Here is a 14,784-nt window from a genome sequence, read left to right as displayed (position 1 = left end):
GTCGCCGGGGTCAGCCGCCGAGGGGGAACCCGGTGCGGTGGCGCCACACCGTGCCGTCGTGGACGACCAGTTCCACCGAGGTCACCCGGGTCACGACGGGCAGGGCGTCACGCACCTCGGCCTCCGCCGCGTCGAGGACGTCGTCGTCCTGGCCCTGCGCCAGGGTGAGATGGGGATCCGGGTCGCCGAACCTGCCCCCGTAGGGCGGGACTTCGGGCCAGCGCGCGGTGACCGCCGCGGTGAGCGCGCGGAACGGGGCGTCCGGGGACGGCGCCAGGTGGAGGAGGCCGGGGAAGCGCCCGAACCGCTCGAAGCGGGCCGCGAAGGAGCGGTGCCCGGCGAACGTCCGGGCCAGCCGGGCGAGCGTGCCCTCGTCGAGGAGGGAAGCGTCGAGGAACGGGAAGAGCACGGTGACGTGCGCCGGGATGCCGGCCCGCGCGTGCGGGTCGAGACGGTCGCGGACCGCGCCGACGACGGGGTCGGCCTCGGGCACCGGTACGACGAGCCCCGAGAGGCCCGCCCGGGAGCGGCGGGGGTCACTGGTGTCGGTCACCCGCCGTGTCTACCAGCGCCCACCGGCCGGACGCCACGGGGCGTGCCGCGCGGGCGGAGCGCCAAGGGGCGCACGCCGCAGTGTTTGCGTGCGCGGCCAACCGGCTCACGCTGGCAATTTCGCGGATGCCCTATCCTGGACGTCAGTCACTTCGGGACGGAGGACACAGGCCCCATGACCGCGACGGACCCGGCACTCACCGCCCTCGCCCAGGGCTGGCACGCCCTCTCGGCGCTGCACGGCCGGATCGAGGCCCACATCGAGCGCGCCCTGCAGGCCGGACACGACCTGAGCGTGCGCGAGTACGCGCTCCTCGACGTGCTCAGCAGGCAGCACGACGGCGAGGGCGGCCACCTCCAGATGAAGCAGGTCGCCGACGCGGTCGTGCTGAGCCAGAGCGCGACGACCCGGCTGGTCACCCGCCTGGAGGACCGCGGCCTGCTGACCCGCTACCTCTGCCCCACCGACCGGCGCGGGATCTACACCAACGTCACCGAGACGGGCCTCGGGCTGCTGCGGCGGGCCCGCCCGACCAACGAGGCGGCCCTGCGCGAGGCGCTGGACGAGGCCGCGGCCGATCCCGAGCTGGCCCCGCTGGTCCGCGCCGTCGAGGGCCTCCGCGTCCCGGCCTGACCGACCGCCGCCGCCGCGAGCGACCCGCACGACACCCGAGCCCCCGCCGACCTGATCGGCGGGGGCTCTCGTCACCCCCGCGCCTCCCTCTTCATCCCCCTTCACCCGAATGCTTGCAGACGACCACTACCGGCCTCCACCACTCCACGCGCTTGCATTTATCCCGCGTCTGCAATTATTGTCGACGCTCGTAAGAACCACACGCAATCGCCTGGAAGGTACGTCCCATGCCTCTCGCCCTTCTGGCCCTGGCCATCGGGGCCTTCGGGATCGGCACCACCGAGTTCGTGATCATGGGCGTGCTGCCCGAGGTCGCCGCCGGATTCGGGGTCTCCATCCCCACCGCGGGGTGGCTGGTCTCCGGCTACGCCCTCGGTGTCGTCCTCGGAGCGCCCCTGCTGACCGTCCTGGGCACCCGGGTCTCGCGCAAGAAGATGCTCATGTTCCTGATGGGCCTGTTCGTCGCGGGCAACGCGCTCTCCGCCGCCGCCCCGGTCTTCGGCGTCATGCTGATCGGCCGGGTGGTCGCCTCGCTCGCGCACGGCGCCTTCTTCGGCATCGGGTCGGTGGTCGCCGCGAACCTGGTCGCACCGGCCAGGAAGGCGTCCGCGATCTCCCTGATGTTCATGGGCCTGACCGTCGCCAACGTCGTCGGCGTCCCGCTCGGCACCTGGATCGGACAGGCCGCCGGGTGGCGGGTCACCTTCCTCGTCGTCGCCGTGCTCGGCGTCGTCGGGCTGCTGGGCGTCGCCCGGCTCGTCCCGGAGGAGGGACGGCCCCGATCCGCCGACGTGCGCGCCGAGTTCGCCGCCTTCCGGGACGCGCAGGTCTGGCTCGCCATGGCGATGACGGTCCTCGGGTACGGCGGTGTCTTCGCCGCCGTCACCTACATCACCCCGATGATGACCGAGGTCGCCGGATACTCGGCGGGCGCGGTGACCTGGCTGCTCGTGCTGTTCGGTGTCGGCATGTTCCTCGGCAACCTGCTGGGCGGGCGGTTCGCCGACCGCGCCCTGATGCCGATGCTGAGCACCGCGCTCGGCGCGCTCTCCCTGACGCTGCTGCTGTTCACCGCCACCGCGCACCACAAGGTGCTCGCCGCGATCACGCTGACCCTGGTGGGCGCCCTCGGCTTCGCGACCGTGCCGCCGCTCCAGAAGCGGGTGCTCGACCAGGCGTCCGCCGCGCCGACGCTGGCGTCCGCCGCGAACATCGGCGCCTTCAACCTCGGCAACGCGCTGGCCGCCTGGCTGGGCGGGACGGTCATCTCGGCCGGTCTCGGCTACACCGCGCCCAACTGGGTCGGCGCGCTGCTCTCCGGTTCGGCCCTGCTGCTGGCCCTCCTCGCCGCCTTCCTGGACCGGCGGACCCGGGCCGCGGCCCCCGCCGCCGGAGCCGGTGCGCGGCACACGCCCGAGCGCCCCGCTCCGGTCGCCGCCCGGCGCTGACCCGCGCCACCGGCACTCCCCCACCGATCGAACTCCCGCAGAAAGCACCGCACATGAACGTCCACGTCCCCTCCGTCACGCTCAACAACGGGGTCGAGGTCCCCCAACTCGGCTTCGGCGTCTTCCAGGTGCCCGACGCCGAGACCTCCGCCGCCGTCGGCACCGCGCTCGAAGCCGGGTACCGGAGCGTCGACACGGCCGCCGTCTACGGCAACGAGCGCGGTGTCGGAGCCGCGCTCGCCTCCTCGGGGCTCGCCCGCGCCGACCTCTTCGTCACCACGAAGGTGTGGAACGACGACCACGGGTACGACGCCACCCTCCGCGCGTTCGACGAGAGCCTCGGGCGACTCGGCCTGGACTACGTCGACCTCTACCTGATCCACTGGCCCGCCCCGGCCCGCGACCTCTACCGCGCGTCGTGGCGGGCGATCGAGAGGCTGGCCGCCGACGGGCGGATCAGGGCGGCCGGGGTCTCCAACTTCCCTCCCGCGCACCTGCGCCGGCTCGCCGAGGGGAGCGCGCTGGTGCCCGCCGTCAACCAGATCGAGCTGCACCCCGGCCTCCAGCAGCGTGAACTGCGCGCCCTGCACGCCGAGTCGGGGATCGTCACCGAGGCGTGGAGCCCGCTCGCCCAGGGGGCGGTCCTCGGCGACCCGGTGCTCACGGAGATCGCCGCCCGGCACGGCAGATCGCCCGCGCAGGTGGTGCTGCGCTGGCACCTCCAGCTCGGCACCGTGGTGATCCCCAAGTCGGTGACGCCGGAGCGGATCCGGGAGAACATCGACGTCTTCGGCTTCGCCCTCACCGACGCGGAGATGGCGTCGATCGCCGGGCTCGACCGGGGGCTGCGCACCGGCCCCGACCCGGACACCCTCGGCTGACCGCGTCCGCCCCTGGCCCGGCGACCCCTGCCGTCACCGGGCCCAGGCCGGGGTCCACAGGTCGGGGCCCGCGCGTTCGGTGCCGAGGTGGGCGCGGAGCAGGGCGAGGGCCGGGTGCGGGTTGTCGGCCCGCCAGAGCAGCGAGTGCGGATAGACCGGCGTCGGCCGGTGCAGCGGGACGCGGCGCAGGTCGTGGTCGGCGGGCCAGACCATCCGGGTGCGCTCGCCCACGAGGGTCGCGAGGTGCGCGGAGTCGGCGATGGTGTCGAGGAGGGGTTCGGCGCCGAAGTCCGGCCCGGTGACCTCGATGGTCAGCCCGAACGCGGCGGCGAGGTCGTCGTAGTAGACGGCCCACTCGGTGCCGGTGACATTGCCCGGCATCCAGATCCGGTGCCCCGCCAGCTCCGCCGGGGTGATCCGGCGGGCCGTGGCGAGCGGATGGCGCGGGCCGGTGAGCAGGTGCAGCGGCTCGTGGTGGACGCGGGCCGCCTCGATGCCGTCGGGCGGCTGCCTGGTCAGGGCGCGGAACGACGCGTCGATGGTGCCGGACCTGACGGCCGCGAGGGCCGCCTCGGCGTCGAAGAGGGTGACGACGTCGAGGGCCCGGTCGGGGTGCGCGCGGTGGAAGTCGCGGACCAGGTCGGCGGGGGCGAGACGGCGTCCGATGACGTCGACGCGCAGGGCCCGGCGGCCGGGGCGCACCGAGGCGGCGGCGCGTTCCTCGGCGCGCAGCAGGTCGCGGGCGTGGGGCAGGAAGACCTGTCCGTCGACGGTGAGCACGGCGCCGCGCGCGGTCCTGGTGAACAGCCGTACGCCCAGTTCCCGTTCCAGGGCGGCGACGCGTTTGGACACCGCCTGCTGGGTGACGGCCAGGGCGAGGGCGGCCTCCCGGAACCGTCCGGCGTCGGCGACGGCGAGGAAGGTGCGTACGGCGTCGAGATCCACGTCTCCCTTTGTACAACGTTTGGTTGTCGGTCGGGGGGTGGGTGGGTTGTTTGATCCCGGCGCCGGTCGAGCGCTTGGATGGGGCGGGTCGGCGGCGGGCGCGGGAGGGCGTGTGGGTGGGTGGTGGGGGCCGTCGCTGGGGCGGCGCTTCAATTGGCTGTGGGCGTCCTTCGCGGTCAGCACGTTCGGCACCCGGCTGGCGTTCGACGCGTTTCCCTTGATCGCGGTGCTGGTGCTGCACGCGGGACCGGCCGAGGTGGCGGCGCTCGCGGCGACCGGGACGGCGGTGGGCGCGCTGGTCGCGGTGCCGCTCGGCCCGTGGGTGGAGTTCCGGCGCAAGCGGCCGGTGATGGTCGCCACGGACCTGGTGCGGTGCGGGGCGCTGCTCACCGTCCCCGTCGCCTTCGCTCTCGACGCGCTCACCTTCGTACAACTCCTGGTTGTCTCCGTGATCGTGGCGGCCTCCGACATCGCGTTCACGGCGGCGAGCGGCGCCTTCCTCAGATCCCTGCTGCCGAAGCGGGAGCTGCTGGCGGCGGGCGCCCGCCTGGAGTCCACGTCGTGGACCGCGACCGTCCTCGGGCCGCCGCTCGGCGGGGCCGCGATCGGGCTCTTCGGGCCGGTGCTGACGGTCTTCGCGGACGCCGTCAGCCATCTGCTGTCGGCGGTGGGCCTGCGCGCGATCGGCGGGACGGAGAAGCCACCGCCGGTCCGGGACGAGGACCCGGCGGCCCCGGGCGGTTCGCTGCTCGACGGCTGGCGGTACATCCTGGGCCACCGCGAGCTGCGTCCGCTGTTCTTCAACTCGGTCCTGGTGAACAGCCTGATCATGGCGTCGGCGCCGCCGCTGCTGGTCCTCATGGTCGGCGACCTGGGGTTCGCGCCGTGGCAGTACGGGCTGGCGTTCGCCGTGCCGTGCCTGGGCGGCCTGTTCGGCGCGCGGCTGGCCGGGCCCCTGGTCGCGCGGTACGGGCGGCGGCGGGTGCTGCTCGCCGCGGGGACGGCGCGGGCCTGCTGGTCCATAGGGCTCGCGGCCGTCGGGCCGGGCGTGGGCGGTCTGGTGCTGGTGATGGTCGTCGAGCTGGGCCTCATCACCTGCTCGGGGGTGTTCAACCCGGTGTACTCGGCCTACCGGCTGGAGCGGACGGCCCGGGACCGGATCGCCAGGACCCTCTCCGCCTGGACGGTCACCAGCAGGACGGCGGTGGCGGCGGCGACCGCGCTGTGGGGGCTGCTGGCCGGGGTCGCCGGGCCGCGGACCGCGATCGCGGTCGCCGGGGCGCTGCTGCTGGCGACCCCGCTGCTGCTGCCGCGCGGGGAGCTGATCGTGGAACCGGAGGCGGTCCCCGCGCCCCGGGACCCGGCCCGGCCCGCCGCGGCCGGGGAGACCTCCGGGGACGGCGGGTGAGCGGCGGCCGGGCGGGCGCGGTTCACCAGGCGAGCGGCCCGTCGGCGTCGAAGTAGCCGCCGGTCGGTCCGTCGGGCCCGATCCGTGCCATGCGGACGATGATCGCGGCACCCTCGGCGACGCTCTGGTGGCCCGTGTTGCCGTTGAGGTCGGTGCGGGTGAAGCCGGGTTCGACGGAGTTGACGCGCAGCTCCGGGAACGCCTTCGCGTACTGCACGGTCAGCATGTTCACGGCCGTCTTGGACGCCGGGTAGGCGATCCCGGGGTAGAAGTGCGCGGGGTGGTCCGGGTCGGAGAGCGCGGTGAGGGAGGCGAGGCCGCTGCTGACGTTGACCACGACCGGGGCGGCCGAGCGGCGCAGCAGGGGCAGGAAGGCGTGGGTGACGCGGACGACGCCGAAGACGTTGGTGTCGAAGGTGGTGCGCATGTCGTCGGCGGTGACCTCCTCGGCGCCGATCACGGTGTTGCCCTCGCCGCGGCCCTCGATGCCCGCGTTGTTGATCAGGACGTCCAGTCCGCCGTCGTCCTCCACGGTCTTCGCCGCGGCCCGCACGCTGGCGTCGTCGGTGACGTCGAGCTGGACGAACCTGGCGCCCAGGCGCTCCGCTGCCCGGCGTCCGCGCTCGCTGTCGCGGGCCCCCGCGTACACGGTGTGACCGGCCTCGACGAGCTGCCGGGCGGTCTCGTACCCGAGGCCCTTGTTGGCTCCGGTGATGAGTGTTGTCGTCATGTGTTCAGCCTGCGTCAGCAGGGCGGACCCGGCCAGCACACCCTTCTTCCTGGGACCATCAGTACCAGGCAGCCGGGAGAGCGAGCGTGTTGACTGAGGGGCATGACGGTCACCGAGCTGGGACACGCGCTGCGGCGCTGGCGCGACCGGGTGGCGCCGGAGGCCGCGGGGCTCCCCGCGGGCGGGCAGCGGCGGGCGGCCGGGCTGCGGCGTGAGGAGCTGGCGCTGCTCGCGGGGATCTCGGTGGACTACGTGATCCGTCTGGAGCAGGGACGCGCGACCCACCCGTCCGCGCAGGTCGTCGAGGCGCTGGCGCGGGCGCTGCGGCTGTCGGGGGACGAACGGGCGCTGCTGTTCCGGCTGGCCGGTCTGGTGCCGCCGGGCCCCGAGCGGGTGCCGGCCTACCTCACGCCGAGCGTGCAGCGGCTGCTGGACCGGCTGGTGACGGTGCCGGTGGGGGTGTTCGACGCCGGGCTGACGCTGCTGCTGGCGAATCCGCTGTACGCGGCGCTGATGGGTGACCCGTCCGGCTGGCGCGGCTTCGAGCGCAACAGCGTGTGGCGTCTCTTCCTCGGTCCGCGGACCCGGGTCAGGCACACGCCCGAGGAGCTGCGGGGGTTCAGGCTCCGTATGGTGTCGCAGCTCAGGGGCGCCCTGGCGCGCTACCCCGACGACCCCGAACTGCGGCGCCTGGTCGCGGAGTTGCGGACCCGCAGCACGCTGTTCACCGAGCTGTGGGAGGAGGGGACGGTGGTGCGCAACGAGGGCTCGCGCAAGACCGTCGACCATCCGCGGGTGGGTCCGCTGACCCTGGACTGCGACATCGTCCACGTGACGGGCAACGATCTGACGCTGCTGATCTACACGGCCGAGCCCGGCACCGAAGACGCGGAGCGGCTGGCGCTGCTCGGGGTCCTCGGCACCCAGTCGCTGGTCGGGTGACGGGGGTTGCCCAGGGGTCCGATGCGGCCCCGGAGCGGGGTTGACTGACCGTACTGTTCTCCCCATGGCATCGATGTCGGAGCAGCCTCCGCACACCCCGGCCGAGGAGCCCGCCTGGAAGCGGCGCGCGGTCGAACGATCCACCCAGGCGGCCAAGCGCCGGGCCGAGGAACGGGGCGAGCGGTTCCTCGACGCCGCGCGGGCGGTCGTCACGGAGAAGGGCACGACGGACTTCACGGTCCAGGAGGTCGTCGATCGGTCGCGGCAGTCGCTGCGCAGCTTCTACCAGCACTTCGACGGCAAGCACGAGTTGCTGCTCGCGCTCTTCGAGGACGCGATGGCCACGACCGCGGGGCGGCTGCGCGCGGCCGCCGCACGGGAGAGCGGGCCCCTGGAGCGACTCCGTTGTGTGGTGCGGGAGTTGTTCGAGAGCGGCCGTCCCGGCGCGGTCGGCGCGCGGCGTCCGCTCTTCGCGGACTTCGCGCCCGCGCTGCTGGTGTCCCGCCCCCGGGAGATGGCGGTGGCGGTCGCGCCGGTGGTCGCGGTGGTCGCCGAGCTGACGGCCGAACTGGAGCGGACCGGGGCGCTCGGCGGGAGCGTCGACGCGCTCCGGGCCGCCCGACTGACCGTCAGAACGGTGCTGTTCGCCGCCCGTCCGGAGTCCGCGGACGAGGGCGAACCGCTCACGGCGGACGAGGTCTGGGACTTCTGCGCGCACGGCCTGCTCCGCGGGTAGGGCCCGGCTGGGTCTTCCCGTCGTGGCCCGGGGCAGGCGTCGCACGGGACAGGACAGGCCCAGGCCCGGTGCGCGAGGCAGGACGGGCCCCGTCGGGCCGGTTCCGTCTCAGGACGTCTCGGGTTCCGGCGTGGCCCCGGCCGGGCACGTGGTCTTCGCCGGGACCCCCCGGTCGGTGAGCGTGCGGACCTCGGGCGCCAGCAGGGCCGCGGCCGTCGCCAGGACGACGAGGAGGGCGCACCCGGCGAGGGCGTCGTCCAGGCCGATGCCGGCGGCGACCGGACCGGCGAGCAGCAGGCCGAGCGGTGCGAAGGCGAGGGAGCCGAAGAGGTCGTAGGAGCTGACCCTGGAGAGCGCCTCCTCGGGGATCTCCCGCTGCATGGTGGTCGACCACAGGACCCCGAAGACGTCCCCGGCGACCCCGGCGAAGAACATCGCCACCACGATCGTCCAGACGGGGGCCGAGGCGGCGAGCAGGGCGATGGGGGCGGCGGCCGGGAAGGTGGCGAGGACCGCCACCAGGATCGGCCTGCGGACCCGGACCCGGGCGGCGAGACCCGCGCCCGCGACGGTGCCGACCGCCTGCGCGGCCACGATCATCGACCAGGTCCGCGCGCCGCCCAGCTCGCGGTGGGCGACCAGCGGGCCCAGGACGCCGACGTTGGCGTTGACCGCGGCGACGACGATCGCGTACTGCGCGACGACCGCCCACAGCCACTGCCGGGAGGAGAACTCCCGCCAGCCCTCCTTGAGGTCGGCCCAGCCCGTGGACGTCCTCGCCGTGCGCACGAAGCGCGGCAGCCGTGAGGTGAGGACGGCGCTCACCACGAACGACGCCGCGTTCAGGGCCAGCGCCCACCCCGCGCCGATCCAGGCGACGGTGACACCGGACAGGGCCAGGCCGAGCAGCAGCGAGGAGTTGGTGCCCATGCGCAGCAGTCCGTTGGCGCGCTGGAGACGGTCGGCGGGCACCAGCAGCGGGACCAGGCCCTCCATCGCGGGCAGGAACAGCGCGGTCGCCGCGCCCGCCACGAACGCCAGCGAGCACAGCAGGACGAGCGGGGCGTGACCGGTGAACACCAGCACCGCGAGTCCCGTGTAGGCGGCGGCGCCCAGCACGTCCGACACCACCATCAGGCGCGAGCGCGACACCCGGTCCGCGATGACCCCGCCGAGGAGGATGAACACCAGTTGCGGCACCGCCTGACAGGCCAGCACGAGGGAGAGCCTGCCGGGTCCCGCGCCGGGCAGCGCGAGGACGGCGAAGGCCAGCGCGATCCGGGCGAACCCACTGCCCAGGATGGAGATCGTCCGGGCCGAGGCGAGGAGGAGAAAGGGCTTGTCGCGCCAGAGGTCGATGGTGTTCGAGGAGGAGGTCACGGCGCCGCACTCTAGGGGGCCGCCACCGAAAGCGCATCGCCTATCGGCCAGGCGGCCGGGGCCGGGTTCGGCCGCTGTTCACGGCGCGGGGCGGTCGGCGCCCCCGGCGGCCAGCCGCAAGTCCAGCCTTTTCAGCACGCTCTCCCCCCACTGCAGGTTGGCCCGCTCCAGTGCCATGCCGCCGAGCAGTGTGAGATAGGGGCCGACCCGGTCGGTCCCGGTGAGGAAGGTGTGCTCGTCGCGGCCGTCCAGCAGCCGGTCGCGCATCCGCTCGTACCGGGCGAGCTTGACGGCGGCCCGTTCGACGCGTTCGACGATCGCCGCGCGCACCGGGCCCGGGTCGCCGATGTCGACGCACTGCACCTTCACCATCAGCTCGTCGCGGATGGCGGGCGGCTTGTCGGGCGCCTCGGCGAGGTACTGGCGCAGCGCGGTCAGGCCCGCGTCGGTCAGGGAGAACAGCCGCTTGTTGGGGCGCCGCTCCTGGGTGACCACGCGGGCCGCGACCAGACCGTCGGCCTCCATGCGTTCCAGTTCGCGGTAGAGCTGCTGCGGGGTGGCCATCCAGAAGTTCGCGACGGAGGCCGCGAAGCCCTTGGCCAGGTCGTACCCGGACGCCTCACCGTCCAGGAGCGCGGCCATCACCGCGTTGCGCAGAGCCATGACCTCAAATTACACGGAGCCGGACGGCCGCCGGAGGGCCGATCCGTCCGGCTCCCGGAGGGCCGGTCCGCCCGGTCCCGGGAGGGCCGGTCCGTCCGGGGACCTGGCGGCCAGGGTCTCCCTGAGCGCGGTGCCGGGGAAGGGGGTGCGCAGGTCGTGGGTGCGCAGCCGGTGGGCGAACGCGTCGAAGACGAGGACGGTACGGGCGTGCCGGTCGAGGATCCCGGCCAGATCGGCGGGGACACCGTCGGGACGGTCGCCCTGGAGCCAGGCCCGCAGGAAGGGCCCGAGTCCGGGACCGCCGCCCACCCGCTCCAGGACGTGGTGGCGCAGCAGGTGGGTGAGGGTGTGACCGCGGTCGTACACCAGGTGCTCGCGGTGGAAGTCCCTCTCGGCGGGGGCGAGTTCGAAGCGGGCGTCGAGGGCGAGGCCGAGGTCGGCGAAGTAGAGGCGGTGGCCGTCGGTCAGCAGGTTGGCGAAGTGGGCGTCGAAGTGGACGAACCCGCGCGCGGCGAGGAAGTCCGTGCCCCTGAGCAGTTCCCGTTCGGCCCACGCGCAGGAGACGGCGTCCGCGCCGAGCCGGTCGGCGAGGGTGTGGGGCACGAACTCGAGGAAGAGGACCAGGCTCGCCGCGGCTCCCGCGACGGCCTCCAGCCGGTGCCGGACAGCCTCCGACCCCTCCCAGTGGGCGACCGCGCCGTCGATCCCGCCCAGGAAGTCGACGAACCCGGTCGGCGGAGTGTCCGGCAGCACCCGCCAGTGGTGCAGCAGCGGGAAGCCGTCGTGGGCCCCGTCCACCACCCAGGCGGTGGTGGTGAGATGGGCGGCGAGTTCGCGCCAGGCGCCGAAGCCCGAGGAGCCCACTCCGTACTGGTAGTGCGGGGGCAGGTGGAAGAGGTTGGCCGTCGAGCGGACGTGCCCGGGGCGGCGTTCGAGGTCGGTCAGCGGGACGCGTTTGACGAAGACGCGGACCCCGGCCACCTCGGTCTCGGCCGCGCGGCCGCCGATGCCGGAGCCCAGCGGCGACGCCTCGGACACGAGGTCGGCCAGTCGGCCGTCGTCCAGAGCGGCGAGGGCCGCGCCCGCCCTGGTGTGGGCCGACAGGCGCGCCGGGTCGCACGGTGCGGTGGGACGGGGCATCGGGGTGCTCCTCGGCTGGGCGGGGGGAAACCCGGATGCGGGCGCTCCCGGGGGCCTGCGATCATGCCGGAATGTCCCAGCGTCTCGCTCAGTTGGTCGTCCGGCACACCCTCCGCCTCCCGCGACCCGCCGGTGGCCCCGGTCAAGGAGCGGTCGCCGCGCGGCAGTTCGACGTCGCCCTGATGGCGACCGGGTTCAAGCTCTCCGCCGGGCTGCTGGAGTCGCTGTCCGGGCTGTCCGCGGCGGCGGTCGTGCACACCGCGGTCCGCACGCTGCCCACGGTCCGCGAGATGGCGGGCGACCACGTCCGGCACAACGCCTACTTCATCGACTTCCCGGCCAACGTGCCGGACACCGAGGACTTCTGGCGGGCCTGCCTCGTCGAGGCGCTCACCGACCCGGCGACCCGCGACGCCACGCTCGACCGGCTCGGGGCCGGTGTGGTGGACCTGCTGACGCTCCCTTCGTACGGCAGCTACCAGCACACCTACGACGAACTCCTGTCCGCGCACGACGCGTTGATATCGGTGGCGGGCGACCGGGTGACCGTGCTGCACCCCGGTGGTCCTGCGGAGGAGGAGATCGGCGCGCTGTACCTCGCGCTCGCCGGGAGTCCCACCCCGCTCGGCGAGGACGTCCTGTCCGACCTCAGGGCGCTCGCCGCGCACTGCGCGGACGGCCCGCAGCCGGAGACGATCCCGGTCAGGGAGAACCGGGCGGTGGTGAACGAGGCCCGGCTGACGGCGGGTGCCCCGCTGCTCCTGGACACCGTCACCGACGTGCTGCGGCTGGCCTGCGCGCTCTCCGGCGGCAGCCCCGCCCTCCAGGAGCCCACCCCGTTCCGGACGATGCCGCGTCCGGTGCGGCGGGCGCTGCTCGCGGGGCTCGACTCCCTGGTCGCCGGGTCGCCCGCCCGGCTGGCCGACGTGCACGCGCACCGCGAGCGGTGGAAGCGGCTCGGGGAGCGGCTGCATCCGCACGAGTACCCGCGGTGGCCGCACGCCGCCGAGGTGTTCGCCGTCGCCCGGGGCGAGTCGGCGGCGCGGACGTTCGACAGCCGGGTCGAGGAACTCCTCGCCGCCGACGACGTCGTGGGGGCCGCGCGCGTGCTGGAGGCGGCGCCGGGGCGGCTGCTGCGCTCCCTGGACCGGCTGCTGCGCACGGCCGCGACGCCGCAGGACCGGGACGCCGTGGTGGCGGCGGCCGAACGGGTCGCGCCGAAGGCCGCCGGGCGGGTGGTGCTCGCCGTGCGCGAGCACCTCGACAACCGGCCCGCGACGCGCGGCGGACGCCGGGTGTTCGTCAACCGGTCGGGCCGCGCGTGGGTCGCGCCGGACGACCGGCGCCCGCTGCCCGACCCGCAGCGGCGGCGGCTGCTCGACGCCCTCGACGCCGAGATCGGGCGCCGACTGCCGTCCCCTGAGCGGCTGTTGGTCGATCCGGAGTTCCTCGACGTGGCGCTCCCGCTGAGCGGCAGGGCGACGACGGCCGGGCTCGGCGTGCTGCCGCGCGGTTCGGCGAGCCGGGTCGACGGCGAACTGCTGCGGTTCTTCGTGTACTGGAAGCAGGCCCGGGAGACGACCGACTTCGACCTCTCGGCGATCCTGCTCGACGCCCGGTACCGGACGAAGTCCTGGCTGGACTACACCGCGCTGTCGTCCCTCGAAGGCGAGCACTCGGGGGACATCACCAGCGCCCCCGACGGCGCCTCGGAGTTCATCAACCTGCGCCTGGACAAGGCCCGTTGCGCGTTCATCGTGCCGCAGGTCAACATCTTCGCGGGCGAGGGCTTCGAGGAGGTGGAGGAGTCGTTCTTCGGGTTCATGCTGCGCGACGGCGAGCAGCTGGGCCGCCCGTTCGAGCCGCGCACGGTGCGGATGAAGTCGGAGCTGCGCGGCCGCGGCAAGGTCGCCCTGCCACTGGTCTTCCGGCGCGGGAACGACGGCCGGTGGACGGCGCTGTGGCTGCACCTGTACCTGCGCGGGATGCCGGACGCCAACCGGGTGGCGGCGAACCGGGCCACCGTGGAGAGCCTGCTGCGGCCCCTCGTCGAGCGCCGGTACCTCACCGTGCGGCACCTCGTCGGGCTGATGGCGGCGGGCGGTACGGAGGTGACGGAGCACGACGGCGGGGCGCTGCCGGAGGGTCCGGTGACCTACCTCGGGTCGACGCGTCCCGAGGGGCTGCACCCGGACTCGGTCGTCGTCACGCCCGGGAATCTGCGCGACGTGATACCGGCCTGACTGTTAAGGTCTGCGCAGGCGAGGCCATGAACGGGCTTCCTTCTCAGACTCCTTGCTGACATCAGTCCGTTCGCTCTCCTCGCCGCCCACGTGCGGGACCCACCGGTCCGGCGGTGCACAGGGGGCGCCAGGGCGTCCCCTGTTCCCGTGACCGGGCCCACCGGTACGGAGCGGCGGCGGTGCCGCCCGGTCCCGGCTCAGCGCGACAGGGCCTTCCTGGCCACCGAGACGGCCTGTTCCGCGAAGCCCCGGCCGAACAGCACGGCGTGCACCAGCAGCGGGAAGAGCTGGTGCAGCGCGGTCCGTTGCTCCCACCCGTCGGCGAGCGGCGCCGCCGCCCGGTAGCCGTCGAGGACGTCGTCCAGGAACGGGCAGCCGAAGAGGCACAGCATCGCGAGATCGGTCTCCCGGTGTCCGCCGTGGGCGGCCGGGTCGATCAGCCAGGCGGTGCCCTCCCGGCCCCACAGCACGTTGCCGTGCCAGAGGTCGCCGTGCAGCCGGGCGGGCGGCTCGGCGGGCCCGGCGAGTTCGGGCAGCCGCGCGCAGACCCGCTCGACGTCGGCGGCCTCGGCGGGCAGGACCACCCCGTCGTCGACGGCGGAGCGCAGATAGGGCAGGACGCGGTGTTCGGCGTACCAGCGCGGCCAGTCGGCACCGGTGACGTTGCGCATGGGGGCGAGGCCGATGTACGCGTCGACGGGGCCGCCGGGCGGCGGTGCGCCGAACTCCGGTGCGCCCGAGGCGTGCAGGGCGGCCAGGTCGCGTCCGAAGCGGTGCGCGGAGTGGGTCGTCGGGCGTCCGGTGGGGATCAGGTCGGTGACCAGCCAGCGCGGGTCGTCGCCGTGCACGTCCGGCACCCGCACCGCGCCGCTCCCGGCCAGCCAGCGCAGCCCCGCCGCCTCGGCGCGGACGGCGCCCGGCGCGTCGGCGCGCTTCACCATCACCGACCGGCCGTCGTCCAGGCGGACTTCGACGAGCGCGCCGGTGCGCGGGTGGGCCGCGCCGACCCTCCGCCCGGTGATCCGCGCGGCGGCCTCGGCGGCCCCTTCGTCCCGATCGTCGACGGCGTTCACGGCGTCCAC

The 14,784-nt window shown here is 74.4% G+C and carries 14 protein-coding genes; 7 read left to right on the top strand and 7 right to left on the bottom strand.

Going from position 1 to position 14,784, the window contains the following annotated elements:
• Positions 1–10: 10 nt before the first annotated feature.
• Entirely contained in the window at positions 11–553 is a 543-nt protein-coding gene (locus GA0115242_RS15895) for a 2'-5' RNA ligase family protein (protein ID WP_093828882.1), read from the bottom strand.
• Between the two features lie 174 nt (positions 554–727).
• Here GA0115242_RS15895 and GA0115242_RS15890 point away from each other — a divergent pair, with 174 nt between their 5' ends.
• The 3 genes from GA0115242_RS15890 to GA0115242_RS15880 all read left to right on the top strand — a co-directional run bounded on the left by GA0115242_RS15890 (position 728) and on the right by GA0115242_RS15880 (position 3,515).
• Entirely contained in the window at positions 728–1,186 is a 459-nt protein-coding gene (locus GA0115242_RS15890) for a MarR family winged helix-turn-helix transcriptional regulator (protein WP_093828880.1), read from the top strand.
• 227 nt (positions 1,187–1,413) lie between these two features.
• On the top strand, positions 1,414–2,634 hold the full coding sequence (locus GA0115242_RS15885; RefSeq protein ID WP_093828878.1) for an MFS transporter: 1,221 nt from the start codon (positions 1,414–1,416) through the stop codon (positions 2,632–2,634).
• Between the two features lie 53 nt (positions 2,635–2,687).
• Positions 2,688–3,515 (top strand): aldo/keto reductase, encoded by an 828-nt coding sequence (locus GA0115242_RS15880; protein WP_093828876.1) that lies wholly within the window; start codon positions 2,688–2,690, stop codon positions 3,513–3,515.
• A 33-nt stretch (positions 3,516–3,548) separates the two neighbouring features.
• On the opposite strand, the gene GA0115242_RS15875 is transcribed toward GA0115242_RS15880, so the two are convergent.
• Positions 3,549–4,460 (bottom strand): LysR family transcriptional regulator, encoded by a 912-nt coding sequence (locus GA0115242_RS15875; RefSeq protein WP_093828874.1) that lies wholly within the window; start codon positions 4,458–4,460, stop codon positions 3,549–3,551.
• Between the two features lie 112 nt (positions 4,461–4,572).
• On the opposite strand from GA0115242_RS15875, the gene GA0115242_RS15870 reads away from it, so the two are divergent.
• Positions 4,573–5,868 carry an MFS transporter gene (locus GA0115242_RS15870; RefSeq protein WP_093828872.1) on the top strand — a complete coding sequence of 432 codons (1,296 nt, stop codon included), beginning with the start codon at positions 4,573–4,575 and terminating at the stop codon, positions 5,866–5,868.
• Positions 5,869–5,890: 22 nt separating this feature from the next.
• Here the strand turns inward: GA0115242_RS15870 and GA0115242_RS15865 are convergent, their stop codons facing one another.
• Complete coding sequence (locus tag GA0115242_RS15865; protein ID WP_093828948.1) at positions 5,891–6,598, bottom strand: SDR family oxidoreductase; 708 nt, start codon at positions 6,596–6,598, stop codon at positions 5,891–5,893.
• Positions 6,599–6,700: 102 nt separating this feature from the next.
• Between GA0115242_RS15865 and GA0115242_RS15860 the strand changes: the two genes are divergently transcribed.
• Positions 6,701–7,540: a helix-turn-helix transcriptional regulator gene (locus tag GA0115242_RS15860; protein ID WP_093828870.1), complete on the top strand. Its 840-nt coding sequence runs from the start codon at positions 6,701–6,703 to the stop codon at positions 7,538–7,540.
• Between the two features lie 64 nt (positions 7,541–7,604).
• A complete protein-coding gene (locus GA0115242_RS15855; protein ID WP_093828868.1) occupies positions 7,605–8,276 on the top strand; it encodes a TetR/AcrR family transcriptional regulator in 672 nt (223 codons plus the stop codon).
• A gap of 108 nt (positions 8,277–8,384) precedes the next feature.
• On the opposite strand, the gene GA0115242_RS15850 is transcribed toward GA0115242_RS15855, so the two are convergent.
• From GA0115242_RS15850 to GA0115242_RS15840, 3 genes are all read right to left on the bottom strand, one after another.
• A complete protein-coding gene (locus GA0115242_RS15850) occupies positions 8,385–9,656 on the bottom strand; it encodes an MFS transporter (RefSeq protein WP_176729822.1) in 1,272 nt (423 codons plus the stop codon).
• A gap of 78 nt (positions 9,657–9,734) precedes the next feature.
• A complete protein-coding gene (locus GA0115242_RS15845; RefSeq protein ID WP_093828864.1) occupies positions 9,735–10,319 on the bottom strand; it encodes a PadR family transcriptional regulator in 585 nt (194 codons plus the stop codon).
• A 9-nt stretch (positions 10,320–10,328) separates the two neighbouring features.
• Complete coding sequence (locus tag GA0115242_RS15840; protein WP_237549079.1) at positions 10,329–11,459, bottom strand: protein kinase family protein; 1,131 nt, start codon at positions 11,457–11,459, stop codon at positions 10,329–10,331.
• A 71-nt stretch (positions 11,460–11,530) separates the two neighbouring features.
• Between GA0115242_RS15840 and GA0115242_RS15835 the strand changes: the two genes are divergently transcribed.
• A complete protein-coding gene (locus GA0115242_RS15835; RefSeq protein WP_093828862.1) occupies positions 11,531–13,702 on the top strand; it encodes a TerD family protein in 2,172 nt (723 codons plus the stop codon).
• A gap of 197 nt (positions 13,703–13,899) precedes the next feature.
• On the opposite strand, the gene GA0115242_RS15830 is transcribed toward GA0115242_RS15835, so the two are convergent.
• A complete protein-coding gene (locus GA0115242_RS15830; protein ID WP_370672287.1) occupies positions 13,900–14,784 on the bottom strand; it encodes a fructosamine kinase family protein in 885 nt (294 codons plus the stop codon).

It is taken from the genome of Streptomyces sp. SolWspMP-5a-2, from assembly GCF_900091845.1.
Lineage (GTDB): Bacteria > Actinomycetota > Actinomycetes > Streptomycetales > Streptomycetaceae > Streptomyces > Streptomyces doudnae.
This window is presented reverse-complemented; position numbering and strand designations above follow the sequence as displayed.

What these genes read in the sequence shown, in the direction of transcription:
- GA0115242_RS15890 (WP_093828880.1), top strand. Translation starts at nt 728, where the DNA reads ATGACCGCGACGGACCCGGCACTCACCGCCCTCGCCCAGGGCTGGCAC.
- GA0115242_RS15885 (WP_093828878.1), top strand. Translation starts at nt 1,414, where the DNA reads ATGCCTCTCGCCCTTCTGGCCCTGGCCATCGGGGCCTTCGGGATCGGC.
- GA0115242_RS15880 (WP_093828876.1), top strand. Translation starts at nt 2,688, where the DNA reads ATGAACGTCCACGTCCCCTCCGTCACGCTCAACAACGGGGTCGAGGTC.
- GA0115242_RS15865 (WP_093828948.1), bottom strand. Translation starts at nt 6,598, where the DNA reads ATGACGACAACACTCATCACCGGAGCCAACAAGGGCCTCGGGTACGAG.
- GA0115242_RS15860 (WP_093828870.1), top strand. Translation starts at nt 6,701, where the DNA reads ATGACGGTCACCGAGCTGGGACACGCGCTGCGGCGCTGGCGCGACCGG.
- GA0115242_RS15855 (WP_093828868.1), top strand. Translation starts at nt 7,605, where the DNA reads ATGGCATCGATGTCGGAGCAGCCTCCGCACACCCCGGCCGAGGAGCCC.
- GA0115242_RS15845 (WP_093828864.1), bottom strand. Translation starts at nt 10,319, where the DNA reads ATGGCTCTGCGCAACGCGGTGATGGCCGCGCTCCTGGACGGTGAGGCG.
- GA0115242_RS15840 (WP_237549079.1), bottom strand. Translation starts at nt 11,459, where the DNA reads ATGCCCCGTCCCACCGCACCGTGCGACCCGGCGCGCCTGTCGGCCCAC.
- GA0115242_RS15835 (WP_093828862.1), top strand. Translation starts at nt 11,531, where the DNA reads ATGTCCCAGCGTCTCGCTCAGTTGGTCGTCCGGCACACCCTCCGCCTC.